The following is a 21,382-nucleotide window of genomic DNA, read 5'->3' as shown; positions in this document are numbered from 1 at the left end:
AGACGGAGATACTTGATCGCCTATGACATCAGCGACCCAGTGAGGCTGCGTCGGGTGATCAAGGTCATGGAATCCTACGGCGAGCGACTTCAGTACTCCGTGTTTCTTTGCGACCTCTCGGACGCCGAACTGGTCGACTGGCTGACCGACATCAGCGCCGTGGTGAAGCCGACCGCCGACTCGGTGGTACGGATCGACCTCGGGGACACGAGGTCGGCAGCCGGCATACACGTCATCGGCACCCGGAGGCGATTTCCACAAGCCGGCACTACCATAGTTTGAGCGGTAGCGGGATTCAGCGAGCGCTCGGTCGACGACCCTCGCACGCTGAAGTGCTCGCCCCCTGGTCAGAAGGCCAATCGACACTTGACAGCTCAACAGAGAGATAGGCTAGCATCGCAGTTCCCGACAGCGCTCGCAGCCAGCCGGATCGCGCCTAGTCACGGCCCAGAAGATGCGGGAGCTGTCACACCCGTCTAAACAGACGGGCATCATTGAAGCCCCTCGATGATCTTGCCGGCGCCCGACCCGCCGAAGTCACACCCGTCTAAACAGACGGGCATCATTGAAGCCAGCCGGCGCTCTGACTACCTCTTCCGCCGGCACTAGCGTCACACCCGTCTAAACAGACGGGCATCATTGAAGCCTTGCTGATTTCCTGTTCGGCGCAGTGGTCTGGGTGGCGTCACACCCGTCTAAACAGACGGGCATCATTGAAGCACTTGATACGTCTATCGTAGACGAAAGACGCAGGGTCACACCCGTCTAAACAGACGGGCATCATTGAAGCTGTTCACGCTGACCAAGGTCAGCGGCTGGTCGATGGGTCACACCCGTCTAAACAGACGGGCATCATTGAAGCGAGTACGCCTACGGCACCCACCCGCACATCACGCAGTCACACCCGTCTAAACAGACGGGCATCATTGAAGCCATGCCATGGCGTCCCGGCTCTCGAAGCCCTGCCGCGTCACACCCGTCTAAACAGACGGGCATCATTGAAGCGATGCGGTCGCTCGACGAGATCAAGCGCGCCTTCGCGTCACACCCGTCTAAACAGACGGGCATCATTGAAGCAGCGACATGACCAGGTTCAGCGCCGCCTGCGCCGCGTCACACCCGTCTAAACAGACGGGCATCATTGAAGCGATGACCGGATCGGGTACCCCTGCCCGACCGTTCCAGTCACACCCGTCTAAACAGACGGGCATCATTGAAGCGAGGGATGCCGGCTGCCCAGCCGAACCCCAAATGTCGGTCACACCCGTCTAAACAGACGGGCATCATTGAAGCGCGGTCAACAGGAACCGTGCCTCCCGCATGCCGGATTGTCACACCCGTCTAAACAGACGGGCATCATTGAAGCGACGCACTCCAGGCGCTGCCACAGCATCCGCGCTGGTGTCACACCCGTCTAAACAGACGGGCATCATTGAAGCAGCAGATGTCCGCCCACCGCTGGCCGCCGAGCTGCATGGTCACACCCGTCTAAACAGACGGGCATCATTGAAGCAGCACCGGATCGTCACCCCACAGCCGCCGAAGCGGGTGTCACACCCGTCTAAACAGACGGGCATCATTGAAGCTGCTGCGTAAGGCTTGACAAGCAGTCAACCGGGGGGTCACACCCGTCTAAACAGACGGGCATCATTGAAGCGGCGACGCTGCACAGGTCAGGGATCGGGGTGATGCGTCACACCCGTCTAAACAGACGGGCATCATTGAAGCTTGACAAGATCAATACTAGCACATGCCTTGTCATATGGTCACACCCGTCTAAACAGACGGGCATCATTGAAGCGCTCACCCTTCCGGGATCGAGATGGCCCCATGGGCCGTCACACCCGTCTAAACAGACGGGCATCATTGAAGCCTGCATTCATCTCCGGGGCCCCGTCGCATCTACTGCGTCACACCCGTCTAAACAGACGGGCATCATTGAAGCATGTCTCTATCATGCCACACGCCTTGTCACATGACAAGGGTCACACCCGTCTAAACAGACGGGCATCATTGAAGCACTTCCGCCGGAGGCGAATGGAGTGGAAGGAGGTACGTCACACCCGTCTAAACAGACGGGCATCATTGAAGCACCCTTGGGGCGGTAGCTCAGCAGGTCAGAGCAGGGGAGTCACACCCGTCTAAACAGACGGGCATCATTGAAGCTGTCCTCACTCGCTCATGGCGGCGAGTCCGCCGGCACCGTCACACCCGTCTAAACAGACGGGCATCATTGAAGCCAAATGATCTCCAGCCTGGTCACCACACTGATCAGTGTCACACCCGTCTAAACAGACGGGCATCATTGAAGCACTGCCAGAGGTGTACGCCTGGGTGCAGGCGGTCAAGTCACACCCGTCTAAACAGACGGGCATCATTGAAGCTCCATATGGTTTTGCTTCGGGTATGGCGCCCACGCAGTCACACCCGTCTAAACAGACGGGCATCATTGAAGCTTTCTGGATGTGGAGACTCGTAGCGGCGCTGATCTGCGCGTCACACCCGTCTAAACAGACGGGCATCATTGAAGCCGCCCACCATCGGATGAGGGAGTCGGGGCAGTATGTGTCACACCCGTCTAAACAGACGGGCATCATTGAAGCACTAGGTGTTTTGCCGGATTGCACGCATACTTTCCGCATGTCACACCCGTCTAAACAGACGGGCATCATTGAAGCTCGCCCCTCGCACGCCGCGCCCTCCATATGCGTCGCACGTCACACCCGTCTAAACAGACGGGCATCATTGAAGCCGCTTGACCGCGGCTGGAATAGCCAGCGTGATACCGGTCACACCCGTCTAAACAGACGGGCATCATTGAAGCCCCCGAAGGATGATTCGCCCCCCGAATGCGCTGTATGGTCACACCCGTCTAAACAGACGGGCATCATTGAAGCCTCACTCGCGCTCAGTACGCCGAGCTCGCCGCTCAGGGTCACACCCGTCTAAACAGACGGGCATCATTGAAGCATTCCGGCCGCTACGCCGGTCAACCCGGACCAGCCGGTCACACCCGTCTAAACAGACGGGCATCATTGAAGCCCCTGCACCCACCATTGGCGGCCTGGCGGTCGCGATGTCACACCCGTCTAAACAGACGGGCATCATTGAAGCAAGATCTCGCTGGCGAATCAGGTCCTGACGGACCGTCACACCCGTCTAAACAGACGGGCATCATTGAAGCAGCGAACTCGCCGAAATCGTTCACGGCGGAGACCGTCGTCACACCCGTCTAAACAGACGGGCATCATTGAAGCGCCCGCCAGATTTACATGATCGGCCGCAAGGAGCAGGTCACACCCGTCTAAACAGACGGGCATCATTGAAGCCTGATTCGGTCAGCCGGTGGTGGGCCGGCGACCACCGTCACACCCGTCTAAACAGACGGGCATCATTGAAGCTACTACGTGCTTGACGGGAGTCGTGGAAACCCTCGGTCACACCCGTCTAAACAGACGGGCATCATTGAAGCTCATCGCCGACCCCTCAGCACCAACAGGGAGCCCGTCGTCACACCCGTCTAAACAGACGGGCATCATTGAAGCGGCTCTGCGTGAACCATTCCTTGGCTCGCTCAACCCGTCACACCCGTCTAAACAGACGGGCATCATTGAAGCCGGACCAGCAGCGCCAGGGCGTCGGCGTAGTCTTCGGTCACACCCGTCTAAACAGACGGGCATCATTGAAGCCTTGTGCTGGCGGGTACCAGTGCTCCACTGCCGTGGTCACACCCGTCTAAACAGACGGGCATCATTGAAGCCTCAGCTGACAGGTGCCGGGTCGGGTTTTGGGTTGAGGTCACACCCGTCTAAACAGACGGGCATCATTGAAGCCTCCCGAGGTCTTAGCCGCGCACGCTGAGTGGGATGCGTGTCACACCCGTCTAAACAGACGGGCATCATTGAAGCCCTCCGCCGCGCCAGCCTTCGGCTCCCACTTCACCGGTCACACCCGTCTAAACAGACGGGCATCATTGAAGCAATTTCGGCGGGCGCGACAACACCTATGCCGAACACGGTCACACCCGTCTAAACAGACGGGCATCATTGAAGCTGAGAGGCTTGTGCCAGGGAGACCGGCATCGGTCAGGTCACACCCGTCTAAACAGACGGGCATCATTGAAGCCGAGCGGATGGATAACATCGCTCGGGATTTGGAAGAGCGTCACACCCGTCTAAACAGACGGGCATCATTGAAGCTGCCACAGGCAGCAGCGGCAGGGGTTCTCCGGCGAAGTCACACCCGTCTAAACAGACGGGCATCATTGAAGCTGCTCAGCATTGATGCCAGAGTTGCCCTTTCGGAGGGTCACACCCGTCTAAACAGACGGGCATCATTGAAGCAAATCACCATGGCTGGTCATCGCCGCCCCCGCTCGAGTCACACCCGTCTAAACAGACGGGCATCATTGAAGCCGTGACCTTTTGGATCGACGCAGCCGCGGAATCCGCGCCGTCACACCCGTCTAAACAGACGGGCATCATTGAAGCCGGGAACTGCTGTTGGACCCTGAGCAGCGGAAGGCATGTCACACCCGTCTAAACAGACGGGCATCATTGAAGCCCAACAGCACGGGCGGCGGCAAGCTCGCCGGCTTCGAGTCACACCCGTCTAAACAGACGGGCATCATTGAAGCGGCATCTGGGTGAGCATTTCGGCGAACGGATCGATACGTCACACCCGTCTAAACAGACGGGCATCATTGAAGCGACCGGTATGCGCTCGCCCACGCTGCCGAGATCGCTGTCACACCCGTCTAAACAGACGGGCATCATTGAAGCATTACCGCGTTCAAGGCGAAACTGATACCCGCGGCGTCACACCCGTCTAAACAGACGGGCATCATTGAAGCGCTAGGGCGGTGAGCACGCACGCTGACTTTCCGAGCGTCACACCCGTCTAAACAGACGGGCATCATTGAAGCCGGCGAACCCCGCCTGACCCTGGTCGTCGATCTGGAAGGTCACACCCGTCTAAACAGACGGGCATCATTGAAGCCGTGTGGGCTTTTGGTTTTCCCGAGGGGACTTCGGGTCACACCCGTCTAAACAGACGGGCATCATTGAAGCCGACAGTTCCCTGCGGCCCGGACCGGTTCTTGGCGACGTCACACCCGTCTAAACAGACGGGCATCATTGAAGCTCTGCGGTCAGGGTGATGACGATCTCGGCGTGTCCGGTGTCACACCCGTCTAAACAGACGGGCATCATTGAAGCCTTCTCTTTCAGCGCCGCGACTTTGACCAGCAGCTGGTCACACCCGTCTAAACAGACGGGCATCATTGAAGCGTGGACTGGGTCGAGAGGGGATGCCCACGGCTCCCCGTCACACCCGTCTAAACAGACGGGCATCATTGAAGCGACGGGATCCTCGCCAGTATCGTCCGCCGACGCATGGTCACACCCGTCTAAACAGACGGGCATCATTGAAGCGTCTTGACTGCGGGGGTGTGATGGGTTGGTGCGGTGGTCACACCCGTCTAAACAGACGGGCATCATTGAAGCGCCAACGCGTCGAAAACCTCTATGCGTGCTGGCCGCGTCACACCCGTCTAAACAGACGGGCATCATTGAAGCTCCCACAGGTCGGTGGGGATCACCTCGAGTCCGATCGTCACACCCGTCTAAACAGACGGGCATCATTGAAGCTCGCTGATCCGGGGGTGGTCGAGGTGCATCCTCGTGTCACACCCGTCTAAACAGACGGGCATCATTGAAGCTCGAAATCGGCGAACGTCTTGACCGCTTTCCCGGCGGTCACACCCGTCTAAACAGACGGGCATCATTGAAGCGGAATAGCTCGCCTTCGACGGTGCTCTTGGACAGGTGTCACACCCGTCTAAACAGACGGGCATCATTGAAGCGGTAGCTGAGCCTGTAGCAATCATGATCCTGCTGCATCGTCACACCCGTCTAAACAGACGGGCATCATTGAAGCGCCACTAGCCAGATACTCGCGCACCTCCTGCTGAGCCGTCACACCCGTCTAAACAGACGGGCATCATTGAAGCTGCAGCATCGTGGAACGCGGCAGCATCTTCACCAGCTGCCGGTCACACCCGTCTAAACAGACGGGCATCATTGAAGCTCTCGCTCATCCCACCGGAGGCTCGGCAGCCTGTCATCGTCACACCCGTCTAAACAGACGGGCATCATTGAAGCGGTGGCGTGGCGTGATTACCGCGCGCAACCGGGTCGAGTCACACCCGTCTAAACAGACGGGCATCATTGAAGCTTCCAGGTGCCGAAGACCAACGTCTTTGATATCCACGTCACACCCGTCTAAACAGACGGGCATCATTGAAGCGCAACTGAGAGGTGATGGCGATGGTGCGGAGGTTGACGTCACACCCGTCTAAACAGACGGGCATCATTGAAGCGCCCTGGCGACGATTACGACGTCCGCAACCCGTTGGGTCACACCCGTCTAAACAGACGGGCATCATTGAAGCCGGCGCTTCACCGCGCGGAGCGCCGCACGCACCTCGTCACACCCGTCTAAACAGACGGGCATCATTGAAGCAGGCTGTTGATGCCGCCGTTGTACCCGAGCGCCAAGAGTCACACCCGTCTAAACAGACGGGCATCATTGAAGCCGTCGGGCCGGCGCTCGGTCTGACTGCGGCCTCTAAGTCACACCCGTCTAAACAGACGGGCATCATTGAAGCATGCAATGGCGCCGTGCAGAACGCGGCGCTCGACAAGGCGGGTCCGGAACGCGGTCGCCTGGCTATCGAGATCAACGGCCATTCGGCTCACCTGGGACTTCGACAACGAGGTGATGCCGAGGGTGGCGACGAGCTTGTCCATCCGAGGGGTCGACACGCCCAGCAGGTAGCAGGTCGCCACCGCCGAGATGAGCGCCGACCCGGCCCGCTTGCGGCGCTCCATCAGCCATTCCGGGAAGTGGGAGCCCTGACGAAGCTTGGGGATCGCAACATCTCTCGTGCCCACTCGGGTGTCCAAGTCGCGGTGCCGGTAGCCGTTGCGCTGCACCAGCCGGTCCGGCGACGGCTGGCCGTACTCGGCGCCACGCACCGCGTCCGCGGACAGCAACGCGTTGATCACCGTGCGCAGCAGGTGCCGCATCAGGTCAGGTGAGGCACCGGACAGGGCTTCGCCCAGGAGCCGGCCAGGGTCGACGATCTCTGGAGCGGCCATCGTCGTTGGTTCCGTTCCAGAGTGTGCTGTGAAGAGGTTCCACTCGAAGGATCACGGGGTGGCCGCGTCGTCGTCCCCGCCGGCATGCCGGTCACGATCACACGAACCGCGCTACACCACTATCAGGCAGGGACTCCACTACCTGGAGTCGCTGGATCGTGTTGCCGGGCGAGGCCGGCGCGATCCAGGGAGAGAGTGCGCCGCCGGCCTGCGCGAACGGAATGCGGTTCTCGTCGACCGTCCTACCGGTTCGGATCGTGCGGCGCTTCTCGATCGGCTGATGGAGCGCGCGGCGGCCGGAACAGACCTTTGGCGGTGCTGGCTGTCGCAGGCGGCGCGGCGAACGTGGGTCGGCCCGCGAGCTCATCGGGCAGCGCCTGGGGCCCTGGTCGGTGCCGGACCCGCCAGGAGTTCCGCCGCTTCTCGGAAGAGGTGGGAGAACTCAGCCACACTGCCTCGGGTAGGCCACGGGGCGACTAAAGGTGGGTGCGTTGAGCAGGCGAATCTTATGTAGTCCAAGTAGCGCACGGCCTTAGTTGAATTAGATCCTGATATTGCGTGAAGATGATGGTCGTCCCGTCGGTACGGCTTGATCCAGCACCTCGGAGTCCGCCTGCCCGCTTGTAGCGGCGGCGGTTCTGCGGGGACGGCTGTGGGCGACATTAGTGAAGCTACCATCCGCCTAAATATTGGTCGGAGGAGAAATGAGCGCGCCTAAGGGATGGGGCCGAAGGGCTGGTGTCGGATTTCTATCAAGGCTCGCTAAATTGCGGATTCTTCTCATATTTCGTTTAGTGGAAATAGGCTCTCGAGTGGGCGTCCTAAATTGCGTGTCGCAAGAATCAGACGACACTTAGGAGCACCCCCATGCGCAAGACCCGAGTGCGGCCACTGCTGCGGATCGCAGCACTCGCCCTAGTCGCCGCGATGTTCGGCATGAACGGCGTCGCCCACGCCGAAACCAAGATCAGTTACCCACACCTCTGGGCTTCGAACGCCCCCGCGTACCAGAGGCTCCCCGACAGTGCGCCCGTCGACGCGAATAGCGAGACCATCGTGCAGAATCTCAAGAAGTTCGGGATCGAGCAGTACGGAGATCGGAAGCGAGGCCTCCCGTCGATGAACCTGGCTATTCGTGACTACTCGAATCCGCTGTGGGCTGCGAAGAGTACCGACCCGAAATACGACATAGAGTTCAGTGACTGCCAGAACAAGGGTTACCTTCCTGAGGAATTTCAGAATCTCAAGGCTGTCAACATCCCGGACCAGGCTCATCCGGCCAAGGGCACCGATGGACAGGTGGTGATCTACAACACCGACACCGGTCGTTACGTGGACCTTTGGCGGGCCTACAAGCAGAACGGGCATTGGTATGCGTGCTGGGGCGGTTCGATCGCGAACTCATACCAGTCTGACGGAATATTCCCCTTCCCGAGCGGCGTTTCAGCCTCAGGGGCCGCGCTGGAGCCGTACACCGTGAAGGTCGCCGAACTCCGGGCCGGGCACATCGACCACGTGATCGGCATGTCTGTGCCCCCGAACGTCATCGATCGTTATGTCTCGAAGCCGGCGACTCGGAGCGACGGGTCTCTCGTGCGGAGCAGCGTCACGATCTCCGAGGGGCAGATTCTGCGTCTCCCCGCCGACCTTGACATCGACGCGCTGAACCTGCACCCTGTCGCGAAGACAATCGCGAAAGCGGCCCAAGAACATGGCTTCATGGTCATGGACGGCAGCGGCGGCATCAGTATCTCCCTGGAGAGCTCCTCAACCTTCGCGGTCGATCCATACCTCGAACTGTTCGGTAACGCGCAGGCGTACAACGTGATGTGGGGAGGGGCCGCTAAGCAGTACGCGGCGTTCCCGTTCGACGAGTTGCAGGCGCTCGAACGCGACTATGTTCCGACGGCGGCAGTGGCGTTGGATCCGGGATCCAGCTCGCTCCCGAACTCGGCTCTCGACATCACCTTCCAGGTGACGGACGAGCGTGCCACCAGCTTCGGGTTCAAGGCCATCGGCGCGCCTATCGGGGCGCGGATGAAGATCACCTGGTGGCGCTCGGGGCAGGGGCAGTTCACCACCGTGAACACCATGAACTGGTGGTCGGGCACGAACCAGGCCGGGTATCGCAACGCGCAAGCCACGGTGATCGACGCCTCCGGCAAGGTACTGGCCACGTCACCCATCGTGAAACCGTGGTAACGCAGCATCGCGCCGGGTAGCCACACACCATCAAGATGCTGGCTCGGGCCCGCTTGCGCCGCCGACGCGGCTCGGGCGGGCCCGAGAGCGGGCGATCGTCCCTCGATCGCACGGTCTCCTGAACTCGCTCTCGACAAGCGGTTTCGCGCTCACTAGTGTCCGTTGCCATGCCACTCCCTCCGAGCGTTCCCGACTGGATGCGACCCGAGGGACTGCCGGCCCACCGAATGCCGTCCGCCCAAGCCCTGCAACGGCTGATCGCGGGTAACGGACGCCGCCGGCGCGAGCGCGCCGGTGAAAACCTCGCCCCCGGCGACGCGGTGTCGGCGGCCTTCCCCTTCGCGCTGGTGGTCGGCTGCCTCGAACCCGGCGCGGCCAGTGAGGACCTGTTCGCCGAGCGTCCCGGTGCCGTCGAATGCGTCCGGACGGCCGGGCCCAGTCTCGGCAGCGACACCATGGCCGCCATCGAATATGCGGCACTGGTGCAGAACGTGGGCATTGTGCTGGTGCTCGGCCATCGGAACTGCGCTGCAGTGATTGCCGCTCGCGAGGCGCGGGCGGCCGGGCGTCCCTCGTTGCCCGGAGCACTCGGCGAGTGGGTGCCGATGGCTGCTGCCGGAAGCGCCGCGCTGCCGGCCACGGGGGGCACCGCCAGCGACTCCATCACCGGCCACGTCCGCGCCTTGCGCGCGGAGCTGCGTCGCGCCGACTCGTTGCTGAGCCTGACCCGCAGCGGCCAACTGAAGATCGCCGGCGGCGTCCTGGACGACGACACCGGTGGGATCGACTTTCTGCCCGACGAGCCGGACGACGTGGTCGAGCCGGTGGGGCTGCCGCGTGCGGATCGGCGCCAGTACGGGAGTTGAGCTGTCGGCCGTCACTCGGCGGGAGGAGCTGGTTTCGACATGCTTGACCGGCGGCTGGGCTCAGGAGATCCCGGCGTTCGCCGGGAGGACGGAGGGTCGGCAAGCTTGACCGGCGGTTGGGCTGGGGAGATCCCGGCGTTCGCCGGGAGGACGGAGGGTCGGCAAGCTCGACCGGCGGTTGGGCTGGGGAGATCCCGGCGTTCGCCGGGATGACGGACGGAGGGTCGCCGGGATGACGGGTGGGTGCTGGCGGGTCTCGACCGGCGGATCCGTTCATGGCTGCGCCGACGCCCGTTCATCAACCGATGGGCGCAGGGAGGGCAGATGGAAACCTCGCCCACCTAGTTTCTGAGCGGCGAGCGGACACCCCGCCGTCTTCGATAAGGAAGGCGCCTCATGGCCCTCAACATTTCCCGCCGGAACCCGCGACTGCGGCGGTTCCTCGTGGTGACCGCCGTCGTCGGCGCGTCGGCGGCACTGCTCGCTCCGATCGGCGTCACGCCCGCCCAGGCCGCCGACCCGTACGTCAGCGACACCCGGCCCGACCTGGTCCCGGCGCTCAGCGGCTACAGCTCGCTGTGGCAGACCTCCGGACTGAACGACCTGCACGGCACCGTCAAGGACGCTCCGACACTGCAGTGGAACGACCGGGTGACCAGCTGGATCAACCAGCACGCCACCAAGTCCCAGCAGTTCCGCGCGCTGCAGAACGCCGCCTACCTGAACTCGGACGGCAGCGGCTACGACCAGTCCATCTCCATCGCCGACGGCCTCGGGAGCACGCTCGGCACCCTGTACGCGCAGGGCCGGATCAATGGCGACCTGCCCAAGGTGGCCGCGCTGATCAACAGTTCGAACGGCACCGCCGGCGCGTACGTCAGTACCTCGAACGCCAAGGCGGCCTTCAGCTACCCGCGCCCGTTCCTGAACGCCGACCCGACCGCGTCGAAGGTCGAGGGCGACACGGACGCCTGCGCGCCCAGCAAGGTGAACAGCTCGTCGCTGGCTCCGATCCGCAAGGGCAAGAGCTGGGCCGACGCCAAGGGCAACCTAAAGATCACCCGTGTCCCTGCCACCGTCGACACCACCCATTCGTTCGCCAGCACGAACGTCACCCTCGACCCGATCTACGGCGAGTCCGGGCTGTGCACCGGTGGGTCGTACCCGAGCGGACACACCACCACCGCGTACCAGGCAGGCATCACCCTGGCGACTCTGTTGCCTGAGTTGGCGCCGCAGATCTTGGCACGGACGTCCGAGGCCGGCAACAACCGGATCGTGCTCGGCGTCCACTACGCCCTCGACATCATCGGCGGCCGGATCTCCGGAGAAGTGGCGACGGCGTCGCGTTGGTCGGACGCGGCGTTCCGCAAGGAGGTGCTGAACCCCGCCCGCAAGGAGTTGGTCAGCTACCTGGAGTCGAAGTGTGGGGCACGCCTGGCCGCCTGCATCGCCAAGGACACCTCCTATGTGAACAATCCGTACGCCGGCGCCAAGATCCCCGGCGGTACCACCCAGCAGGTCACCGACCGGAAGTCGGCGCTGAAGGTCTACACCGAACGGCTCTCCTACGGCTTCGCCCCGGTCTCGGCGACCACGCTGTCTGCCTCGGTGCCCAAGGGTGCCGAAGCCCTACTCCGGACCACCTTCCCAACGCTGACCAATAGGCAGCGCCGGCAGGTGCTGGCCCAGACCGAGATCGCATCCGGACATCCGCTGGACACCACGATCAGCAGCCGAATCGGCACCGCGCCCGGCTCGTGGCAGCGGCTCAACCTGGCCGCCGCCATGTCGGCAACCGTCCAGGTTCGCGCCGACGGCAGCGTGAAGGTGCTCAGCGTCGGCGGCAAAGCCACGGTGAGGCGTCCCGCGAGGTGAATCCGCGAAGGGCCCGGCGCCGAGGATGGCGCCGGGCCCTTCTGCACGCCTGGGCTGTGCGGGACCCGTCCGCATGGGTGGCCTGCGTCGTGGTGGGTCCCGACCGGTTCGACAGGTGGCTCTGGCCCGCCCGTGGCGCGTCCCTGGCTGTCACCGATCTCGCCATCGGGAGCTACTGACCGGTTCGGTGACTGCTTTCGGGCTATTTCATGAAAGCAGCCACCAAAGATGAAACCTGTCACCGATGGCGAGATCGGTGATGCCCCGTGTGCCGTGTGCCGTGTGCCGTGTGCCGTGTGCCGTGTGCCGTGCCTCGTTCCCGCTGTCCCGTGTCCGGTGCCTGCCGCCCAGTGCCTGCCGCCCAGTGCCTGGCGTCCGGCCAGCCCGCTTTGATAAGCAGAATGATTGTCATTATGATCCTCGCGTCGAAGGAGGATCTGATGAGGCATGCCGTCCATGTCCGCGGGCTCAGGGTGCACACGGCGTCCGGGACCCAGTTGGTCGATGACGTCTCGTTCACGTTGGACGAGGCGGAGCGGGTCGCGCTGGTCGGGGCGTCCGGGTCGGGCAAGTCGCTGACCGCTGCCGCGGTGCTCGGCACGCTGCCGGTCACCCTGAACGCGTCCGGCGCGATCAGCGTCTGTGGCTGTGACGTCCTGCCCGGACGGCTGCCGCGCTCGCGCGCCGGCGTCGCCGCCGTCCATCAGGATCCGAGCACCGCCCTCAACCCGTTGCTGCGGGTCGGCGATCAGTTGGGATTGGTGCTGCGGGCGCACGGCACCCGTGCCTCCGTCGCCTCGTCGGCGGCCGCGGCGCTGCTGGACGAGGTCGGCTTCGACGATCCGGACGCCCTGCTGTGGCGCTACCCGGCCGAGCTCTCCGGTGGACAGCGCCAGCGGGTCTGCCTGGCCATCGCCTTGGCCTGCCGACCCCGGCTGCTGATCGCCGACGAGCCGACCACCGCGCTCGACCTGGACACGCAAGAGCAGGTGCTGGACGCCATCGAGAGGGTCCGGCAACGGCACGGCACCGCCCTGATGCTGATCACCCACGACCGCCGGGTGGCCACGACCCGCACCGACCGGGCGATCCGGATGGCGCAGGGCCGGCTCGTGGACGAGGCTGCGGACGCCGAGGGATGAGTGTGCAGCGAGATCCGGTGGTCGTTGACGGCGCGTGGGGAGATCCCGGCATCCGCCGGGATGACGTGGGCGGTGGTCGGGATGACATGGGCGGTCGGGACGGCGCAGGGCGGCAGGATGCGACCAGCTCCGGCCTGGTCGCCGACCAGGTGCGGTTCGCCTTTCCGCCCCGGCCGGGCTCGCCGTCCGGGCACCAGGTGCTGGACGGGGTCAGCCTCAGCGTCCGCAGCGGTGAGCGGGTAGGCCTGGTCGGACGCTCCGGCTGCGGCAAATCGACCCTGCTGCGCATCCTGCTCGGCCTGGCGGCCCCGACCGAGGGCACCGTCCACTTCGACGGAGAGCCGATCCGGCCCGGACCGCTCCGATCGCTGCGTGACTACCGCCGGCACGTCCAGCTGATCCCGCAGGACCCGGCGGCGTCGCTGGTGCCCCGGCTGACCGCCGAACGCAACGTGCTGGTGCCGCTGGTCCGGCTGCAGGCCCCCGAGCCACGGCTGGAGATCGCCCGTTGGGCGCTGCAGCGGGTGGGGCTGGGCGAGCAGTTCTGGCGCCGGCGTCCCCACGAACTCTCCGGCGGACAGGCGCAACGGGTCGCCGTCGCACGGGCACTGGCGCTCCGTCCTGCGATCGTGCTCGCCGACGAACCGGTCAGCGGACTCGACCACGACCTGCGCGACCAGGTGCTCGACCTGTTGCACGAGCTCAGCCTGGACGCCGACGCGCTCGGCGGCGGAAGCGCGTCCGACGGCACCGGACGCCGGCTCGGCGTCCTGTTCGTCTCGCACGACCCCGAGGCCGTCGCCCGGCTCTGCGACCGCACCCTGGTGCTCGCCGACGGCCGGCTCACCGAATCATCTCCCCTTGCCACTATCGAAAGGACGTCATGACCGACCACTCGCCCGCCCGCGCCGTCCGACCCCGATCCGTTCGCGGACCGGTGCCCCGGCTGCTCGCCGGCCTGGCCTGCCTGACCCTGTTCGGCGGCTGCTTCAACGCCGCTCCCAGCACGCCGTCGGCCCAAGGATCGGCCACTGGGCAGCGGATCGCGCTCGCCATGTTGCAGCCGCCGCGCTCTGGCCTGACCCCGCTCAGCGACGACGCCTTCAAGCTCTCCCGCTGGGCCACCGCCGAGACCCTGGTCATGCTGGACGCCAACGGCGAGGCCCAGCCCGCGCTGGCCACCGAATGGAAGCAGACGTCCCCGACCACCTGGGTGTTCACCATTCGGCAGGGTGTGAAATTCCACGACGGCACTGACCTGACCCCAGAGCAGGTCGAGGCGTCCCTCACCGCCGCCACCAAGGCCAGCCCGAAGCCGCGCATCCTGGACGGCGTCACGCTCACGATCAGCCACGACGTCAGCACCGTCACGATCAGCACCGCCGAACCCGATCCGCTGGTGCCGCAGCGGCTGTCCAGCCCGCAGTTGGCGATCCTGGCCGCCAAGGCCTACACCGGCAAGGCGGTCTCCCCGGTCGGCACCGGCACCGGTCCGTTCGAGCTGACCGCGGTCAACGGAACCAGCGGCGCCACCCTGCAACGCTTCGACGGCTACTGGGGCGAGAAGGCGCTGGCCGCCGGCATCGACGTCAGCTTCGTCCCGGACGGCGCAGCCCGTGCCGCCGCGTTGCGCACCGGCGCCGCGCAGGTGGTCGAGGCCGTCCCGGTCGGTCAGGCCGCCAGTGTCGACCAGGCGCTGATCCACGAAGTGCCGATGCCGCGCACCAACACGCTCTACCTGAACACCAAGAAGGGGCCGTTCGCCGACCCGGCGGTGCGGGCCGCCGCGCGTGCCGCGATCGACCGGGCCCGGCTGGTCGACACCGTCTACGAGGGCCGCGCCGACATCGCCGAGGGCCTGTTGGGCCCGGCGCTGCCCTGGATGGCCGCCGAACGCGACGCCGACTACACCGCGCTGCGCGACCAGCACCGCAAGCAGCCGGCCAAGGTCGACAAGGTGAAGATCACCCTCGGCACCTTCACCGACCGGGCCGAGCTGCCCGAGGTCGCGGTGCTGCTGGAGCAGCAGCTGGAGGCCGTCGGGTTCGAGGTGACCCAGGACGTCCGCGAGTACCAGTACATCGAGGCCGACGCGCTGGACGGCGACTTCGACGCCTTCATCCTGTCCCGCGCCACCGTGCTCGACTCGGGCGACCCGGTCGCCTACATGTATTCGGACTTCGCCTGCGAGGGCTCGTTCAACATCTCCCAGTTCTGCGACAAAGAGGTGGACGCGGCACTGAAGGCGGCCTCCGAGGCGCCGGCCGGCGACAAGCGCCGGGCCGCGATCGCCAAGGCGGAGGCGCTGATCCTCGGCAACGACGCGGCGGTGCCGATGCTGCACGAACGGGTGATCCAGGGTGAGGCGTCCGGTGTGACGGGCGTGGAGCGCGATCCGCGGGAGCGGGCGCTGATCACCTCGAAGTCCGCCGTCGGCTCGTGACGACGGTCGCAACTCGTCCCCGGGTCGCCGGTTCGGCGGCCCGGGCACTGACCTCCTGGGCGGCCGGTTCGGGCGTGGTCGGGTTCTCCCGGGTGGCCGCCATCGTGGCGCTGGTGGTGTTCCTCGGCCTGCTGCCCTGGCTGTCGGGCAACGGTGCGGAATACACGATTCTGCGCGCCCGCTACGCCGACCTCGAGGCGACGCCGGAGAATCTGGCCATGGTGCGCACCGAGCTCGGCCTCGACCGCGGTCCGCTGATGATCTTCGCCGACTGGGTGGGCGGCCTGCTGCGCGGCGACGCCGGGGACTCGTGGATCACCGGGACGCCGGTGCTGCCCGGTGTGTTGTCGGCGCTCGGAGTGTCGCTCACCCTGATGCTGTTCGCGCTCGCCGTGGCGATCGTGATCGCCTCGCTGATCAGTCTGCCGGCGCTGCTGGACGGCGTCCGCGGGGTGCCGCGGCGCGGTGCCGGGGCGATGGCGGCCATGCTCACCGCGCTGCCCGAGTTCGTGCTGGCCGCGCTGATGCTGCTGATCGGCGCGGTCTGGCTGGGCTGGTTCCCGCCCTACGGCTGGAACGGTCCGCTCTACGCGGTGCTGCCGGCGCTCGCCCTGGGCATGCCGGCCGGCGGCCTGATCGGACGCCTGATCTCGGACGCCGTCGCGGACGCCTCCGCGGAACGCTGGGCCACCACCTGGACGCTGGCCGGGCTGAGCCGGGCGCGGGTCGCCGGCGGCATCGTCCGGCGCGCGTTGCCGTCCGTGCTGGGACAGGTCGGCCTGGTGCTGGTCGGGCTGACCGGGGGAGCGGTCGCGGTCGAGGAGGTGTTCGCCATCCCCGGACTGGGCCGGGCCACCCTCGGCGCGGCCAGCTCGCAGGACCTGCCGGCGCTGCAGGCCGGGGTACTGGCCCTGGTGCTCGTCGCGGTGGCGGCCGGCATCGTCGTCCAGTTGATCCGGCGGTTGCTGCTCGGAGGTTCGCTGCGGGCCGGCGCGATGGGTGTGGCGGCGGCTCCGACGGCGACCTCGCGGGCCGTCCGATGGGTGCCGATCGTCGGCGCGGTGCTGGTGCTCGCCGTTGTCGCATTGGGTTTGCCGCGCGACGCCTACACGTCCAACTACCACCGGCTGCAGCAGCCCTCGCTGTCGCCCTGGCTGCCGTTCGGGGCGGACGCCAGTGGCCGCGACCTGCTGGCACGGGTGGCCCATGGCGCGCTCACCACGGTCGGGACGGCCCTCGCGGTCACCATGGTCTGCCTCGCCCTCGGGCTGACCATCGGCATGGTGCCGCGGCTGGCCACCGGACCGGTCGAGGTGACCAACGCCGCGCCGCCGGTGATCGCCGGCCTGCTGGTGGCCGCAGTCTGGGGACCGTCGGTGTTCGGCGCGGCGATCGCGGTCGCCGCGGTCAGCTGGGCGCCGCTGGCCGCGCACACGTCCGCTCTGCTGCAGGAGGAGCGGGCCAAGCCGTACGTGGCGATGCTGCCGGTGCTCGGTGTCGGACGCACCCGAATGCTGTGGCAGTACCTGCTGCCGGCCGTCTCCGGTCCGGTGTTCCGGCACGCCATGCTGCGGCTGCCCGGCATCGCGCTGGCGCTGGCTTCCCTCGGCTTCCTCGGGCTGGGCCCGCGACAGCCCACCCCTGAATGGGGTCTGGTGGTCAGCGAAGGCATCGGCTACCTGGAACGCGCGCCCTGGGCCGTGCTGGCACCCACGGCGGCCCTGGTGGTGACCGCGGTGATCGCCGTGGGGGTGGCGGCCGAGCGGGCCTGACCTCATTCTTCCCGACCATGCTGTCGTCCGGAGGAGTCGCCGAATCGTCGGCAGAGCCTGTCGAGAACCCTCTGACAACGAGGTTTGGCGCGCGCAACCGGCGATCGCCAGATCGATCAGCTCCGTCGCGGTGTCGCTACGCAACCCTTGCGAGGCAATCCTGAAAGGGCCTAGGTTCGTGCCTCCCGGGCACCGAAGCCACGGGCATGTCAGAGGAGACAGGATGAAACGAACCACCTCCCGCATCACGATCGCCGCGGTGACCGCGCTTGTGGCCAGCACTCTCACCGCGGGTGGGACCGTATCGAGCGCCGCACCGCCGCCGGAAGCCGCCCCCGTGAGTCGGGTCGCGGAGGCGGCGACAGTGCCGCAGCATCACCGTGGTAACGGCCGCGACGGCACCGTCACCATCTACCTCACCCGGCACGGACAGACGCTGCTCAATACCTTGGAGCGGGTGCAGGGCTGGACCGACTCACCGCTGGTGGTCGGCACCAACCCGGACGGCTCGGTGCTCGACGCGCGCGTGCTGCCGGTGACCGTGGGCACGAACCTGCGGGCTCGTGAGGGTCGCATCGACGCGGCCTACTCGGCCGACATGAAGAGGCACAACGAGACCATCGAGCTGCTGCTGGAGGGCGCTCGGCAGAGCCTCACGGTCAATCAGGACGCCCGGCTGCGCGAGGTCAACTTCGGCAAGTACGAGGGCGCCGAGAACAAGGAGATGTGGACAGACATCGTCGAGCACCTGGGCTACACAGTGAATCACGACGCCTCCGCGACGGCCCCGGTGGATTCGACCGGGCAGAACGGTGGCTGGCAGACCATGCAGCTGCTGGCGGTCAACGAGAAGGGCGTCAAGGCGCTGATGGAGGCCATGAAGGAGCTCGCCGAGGAGCCCACCGAGACCGGTGTCGTCCTTCCGGCCGAGGACTGCGCCGAGGTCAGCGATCGGATGATCCGGTCGCTGAACAACATCGCCAGGACGGCGGTCAAGCATCGCGACAAGCGGGTGCTGGTGGTCTCCAGCGGTCTGTCCATCACCTGCGCCGTCGAGGCGCTCGGCACCAGGGTGAACGCCGGCATCTCCAACGTCGCGGTCAGCGAACTGCAATACAGCAATGGTGTGTGGACGGTGAACTCCGTCGGCGACACCAGCTACCGGCAGTGACGCCGGTCGCCTGTTCGTAGCCTCGGTCGATGAGCCCCACAGCCCGCGCTGTGGGGCTCATCCTTACCGGGTGCGGGACTTCGGGTGCCGGACGTCCGGCCGGGCGATGCGATCACGCGATCGGACAGGGACGCGGCTCACATCCCGGCGAGCAGTCGCACCGTCTCGATGGTGTCGGCTTCGGAGGCCGTCTTGTCGTCGCGGTAGCGCAGCACCCGGGCGAATCGCAGCGCCAGCCCGCCTGGGTACCGGGTGGAGCGCTGCAAGCCGTCGAAGGCGATCTCGACCACCTGCTCCGGACGCAGATACACCGTCCAGTCGTCGCGGTGGTCTTCCAGGGCGAGGAAGCGTTCGGTCTGCCAGGTCAGCATGGCGTCCGTCATGCCCTTGAAGGTCTTTCCCAGCATCACGAACCCGCCGGTGGCCGGGTCGCGGGCACCCAGGTGAATGTTCGACAGTAAGCCGTGGCGGCGTCCGGACCCCCACTCGACGGCCAGCACCACCAGGTCGAGGGTGTGCACCGGTTTCACCTTCACCCAGGACGAGCCGCGGCGTCCGGCCTCGTACGGCGCGTCGAGCGATTTGAGCACCACCCCTTCGTGCCCGGACGCCAAAACGGCCGCGGCGAAATCCTCGGCGACCGCGACGTCGTCGGTGACGATCCGGGACACCCGGTCGGCGTCCGGGACCAACTCCGCCAGCCGCGCCGCTCGCTCCCGCGCGGGCAGGTCGAGTAACTCGGCGTCGTCGCGAGCCAGTAGGTCGAAGAAGTAGGGCGTCATCGGCGTCCGGCCGCGAACCGTCTCCGCATCGCTGCTCATCGAACGGGCCGCGGTCTCCTGGAACGGACGCGGACGCCCGGCGGCATCGAGGGCGAGCGCCTCGCCGTCCAGGATCAGCCGCCGCGCCGGCAACGCGGCCACCGCTTCGACCACATCGGGAAGCCGATCGGTGACCTCGTCGAGGCTGCGGGTGAAGACCCTTATATCGTCGCCGTCGCGATGCACCTGGACGCGGATGCCGTCGAGCTTCGCCTCCACCGCCACCTCGCCGCCCAAGGACGCCATTGCCTCGGCCACCGTCTTGGCGCTGGCGGCCAGCATCGGCCGCACCGGACGCCCGACCACCAGTCCGATCCGGGCCACCGCGTCCGCGCCGTCGGACAACGCGGCCACCGCGACCGGACCGGTGCCGCCGGCCAGCATCACCGCGCGCCGGACGTCGGCCGCCGGCAGTCCGGACGCCTTGACCAGCGCGTCGACCATGACCCCGTCCAACGCGCCCTGCCGGGTCTCGCCGGTGATCAGGCCGGCCAGCCAGCGTTGCTCGTCGGCGGTGGCACGGGCCATCAGCGCGTCCAGCCGGGCCTTCCGGGCCAGCTGCGAGCCGGGACCGGACAACTCGGCCAACTCGGCGAAGGCGGCGTCCACCTCGATCGCCGTCAGCGACGGCTCATCGGCCGGCGCGACGGTGGCGCGGGCCGAACGCCAGCCGACCCCGGTGCGGCGCTGCCGCAGCGAACCCGCCAGATAGCTGGTGACGATCTCGATCTCATCGGGTGCCGCCCGCCGGAGCACTTCGGCCAGAGCGGCGATCTTGACCAGCCGCGACCGGGTGGCAGCCACCTGCGCGGAGGTGGCGACGAGGTCGGCCAACAACATGGCGACCATTGTGCAGCGAGCCTCTGACACATTCGCCGGCCCCGGTGGCCGAGCTTGTCGAGACCGGGGATCTCGACAAGCTCGATCAGCGAACGGTTACGCTCGGCCATCGAGCACAGGAGGACCATGACGATCGTCGCGCTGCCGCTGACCCGCGACTGGCGTCCGTCCTGGCCGTGCCCGGTCGCGGAGATCTGGACGCACTGGCGACGGGGCGCGGGCGACCCCAGCTACCGCATCGACCAGGGTCGGCACTGGCGTGGCATCCGGACGCCGATCGGTCCGGCCACGCTCGCGGTGCAGCCGCTGGACGCCGCCGGCGTGATCCATGCCGAGGCCTGGGGGCCGGGGTCGGAGTGGGTGCTCGACCGGCTGCCGGCCATGCTGGGCGCCGACGACAACCCGTCCGGCTTCACCCCGCGGCACCCCGAACTCGCCCAGCTGCTGAAGGAGCATCCGCACTGGCGGCTCGGCCGGGGAGGACTGGTCTGGCAAGCGCTGATGCCGGCGATCATCGAGCAGAAGGTGACCGGGCAGGAGGCGTTCGGCGGGTTCCGCCGGCTGGTCCACTTCCATGGCGAACGGGCTCCCGGCCCCGGCCCGGCGCTGCGGCTATGGGTGCCGCCCGGACCGGACGTCGTCCGGATGATCCCGTCCTGGCAATGGCTGAAGCTGCACGTCGATCCGGCCCGCTCGCGCACGCTGGTGCGCTGCGCCCAGCTGGCCGACGCCCTGGAACGCACCGTCGACGCCGACTCGGGTGAGGCAGACCGGCGACTGCGCTCGATCGCCGGCGTCGGGGTGTGGACGTCGGCCGAGGTCCGCTTCCGGGCGCATGGGGACGCCGATGCGGTCAGCTTCGGCGACTACCACATTCCCAACGAGATCGGGCATGCGCTGTTGGGTCACGACCTGGACGATGAGGGCCTGGCGGCACTGTTGGAGCCTTACCGGCCGCACCGGCACCGTGTCCAGGCGCTGCTCGGCATGCGCCGTTGGCGGGAGCGGCGCGGTCCCAGGCTGGCCCCGCGCACCCACCTTCCCGCTGCCCGATCGGGCAGCGCCATCACCCGCGGATGACTCTCCG

General features: G+C 66.2%; 11 protein-coding genes, 1 pseudogene and 1 CRISPR repeat array. Of the genes and pseudogenes, 10 read left to right on the top strand and 2 right to left on the bottom strand.

The features are described 5' to 3' along the window. Nucleotides 1-12: 12 nt before the first annotated feature. The gene (gene cas2, locus QM619_RS01195) at nt 13-282 is read left to right on the top strand and encodes a CRISPR-associated endonuclease Cas2 (protein ID WP_415103464.1); all 270 of its coding nucleotides are present in this window, start codon (nt 13-15) and stop codon (nt 280-282) included. 183 nt (nt 283-465) lie between these two features. Then, nucleotides 466-6,667: a CRISPR direct-repeat array (repeat unit 36 nt; unit sequence GTCACACCCGTCTAAACAGACGGGCATCATTGAAGC). A 37-nt stretch (nt 6,668-6,704) separates the two neighbouring features. On the opposite strand, the pseudogene QM619_RS01190 reads toward cas2, so the two are convergent. Further along, nucleotides 6,705-7,160 (bottom strand): annotated as a pseudogene (locus QM619_RS01190) (transposase); the annotation flags it as partial. Nucleotides 7,161-8,027: 867 nt separating this feature from the next. On the opposite strand from QM619_RS01190, the gene QM619_RS01185 reads away from it, so the two are divergent. The 8 genes from QM619_RS01185 to QM619_RS01150 all read left to right on the top strand — a co-directional run bounded on the left by QM619_RS01185 (nt 8,028) and on the right by QM619_RS01150 (nt 18,634). Further along, a complete protein-coding gene (locus tag QM619_RS01185; protein ID WP_415103462.1) occupies nt 8,028-9,362 on the top strand; it encodes a hypothetical protein in 1,335 nt (444 codons plus the stop codon). 167 nt (nt 9,363-9,529) lie between these two features. Beyond that, the gene (locus tag QM619_RS01180; protein WP_415103460.1) at nt 9,530-10,228 is read left to right on the top strand and encodes a carbonic anhydrase; all 699 of its coding nucleotides are present in this window, start codon (nt 9,530-9,532) and stop codon (nt 10,226-10,228) included. Nucleotides 10,229-10,624: 396 nt separating this feature from the next. Beyond that, a complete protein-coding gene (locus QM619_RS01175; protein ID WP_415103458.1) occupies nt 10,625-12,106 on the top strand; it encodes a phosphatase PAP2 family protein in 1,482 nt (493 codons plus the stop codon). 440 nt (nt 12,107-12,546) lie between these two features. Continuing rightward, nucleotides 12,547-13,248 (top strand): dipeptide/oligopeptide/nickel ABC transporter ATP-binding protein, encoded by a 702-nt coding sequence (locus tag QM619_RS01170; protein WP_415103456.1) that lies wholly within the window; start codon nt 12,547-12,549, stop codon nt 13,246-13,248. Then, nucleotides 13,245-14,135 carry an ABC transporter ATP-binding protein gene (locus QM619_RS01165; protein ID WP_415103453.1) on the top strand — a complete coding sequence of 297 codons (891 nt, stop codon included), beginning with the start codon at nt 13,245-13,247 and terminating at the stop codon, nt 14,133-14,135. Before QM619_RS01170 ends, QM619_RS01165 begins: the two co-directional genes overlap by 4 nt. Continuing rightward, complete coding sequence (locus tag QM619_RS01160; RefSeq protein WP_415103451.1) at nt 14,132-15,691, top strand: ABC transporter substrate-binding protein; 1,560 nt, start codon at nt 14,132-14,134, stop codon at nt 15,689-15,691. The genes QM619_RS01165 and QM619_RS01160 overlap by 4 nt, the downstream gene beginning before the upstream one ends. Then, entirely contained in the window at nt 15,688-17,463 is a 1,776-nt protein-coding gene (locus tag QM619_RS01155) for an ABC transporter permease subunit (RefSeq protein WP_415103449.1), read from the top strand. The genes QM619_RS01160 and QM619_RS01155 overlap by 4 nt, the downstream gene beginning before the upstream one ends. 223 nt (nt 17,464-17,686) lie before the next feature. Beyond that, nucleotides 17,687-18,634: a histidine phosphatase family protein gene (locus tag QM619_RS01150; protein ID WP_415103447.1), complete on the top strand. Its 948-nt coding sequence runs from the start codon at nt 17,687-17,689 to the stop codon at nt 18,632-18,634. Between the two features lie 137 nt (nt 18,635-18,771). Here QM619_RS01150 and QM619_RS01145 read toward each other — a convergent pair whose 3' ends face one another. Next, nucleotides 18,772-20,295, bottom strand: coding sequence for an ATP-dependent DNA ligase (locus QM619_RS01145; RefSeq protein ID WP_415103445.1), 1,524 nt, complete (start codon nt 20,293-20,295; stop codon nt 18,772-18,774). 126 nt (nt 20,296-20,421) lie between these two features. Here QM619_RS01145 and QM619_RS01140 point away from each other — a divergent pair, with 126 nt between their 5' ends. After that, complete coding sequence (locus tag QM619_RS01140) at nt 20,422-21,375, top strand: DNA-3-methyladenine glycosylase family protein (protein ID WP_415103443.1); 954 nt, start codon at nt 20,422-20,424, stop codon at nt 21,373-21,375. Nucleotides 21,376-21,382: the final 7 nt, after the last annotated feature.

The sequence above is a fragment of the Micropruina sp. genome (genome assembly GCF_047606665.1).
GTDB lineage: Bacteria > Actinomycetota > Actinomycetes > Propionibacteriales > Propionibacteriaceae > Micropruina.
The sequence above is the reverse complement of the archived record's forward strand: the minus strand, read 5'-3'. Positions and strand labels throughout refer to the sequence as shown.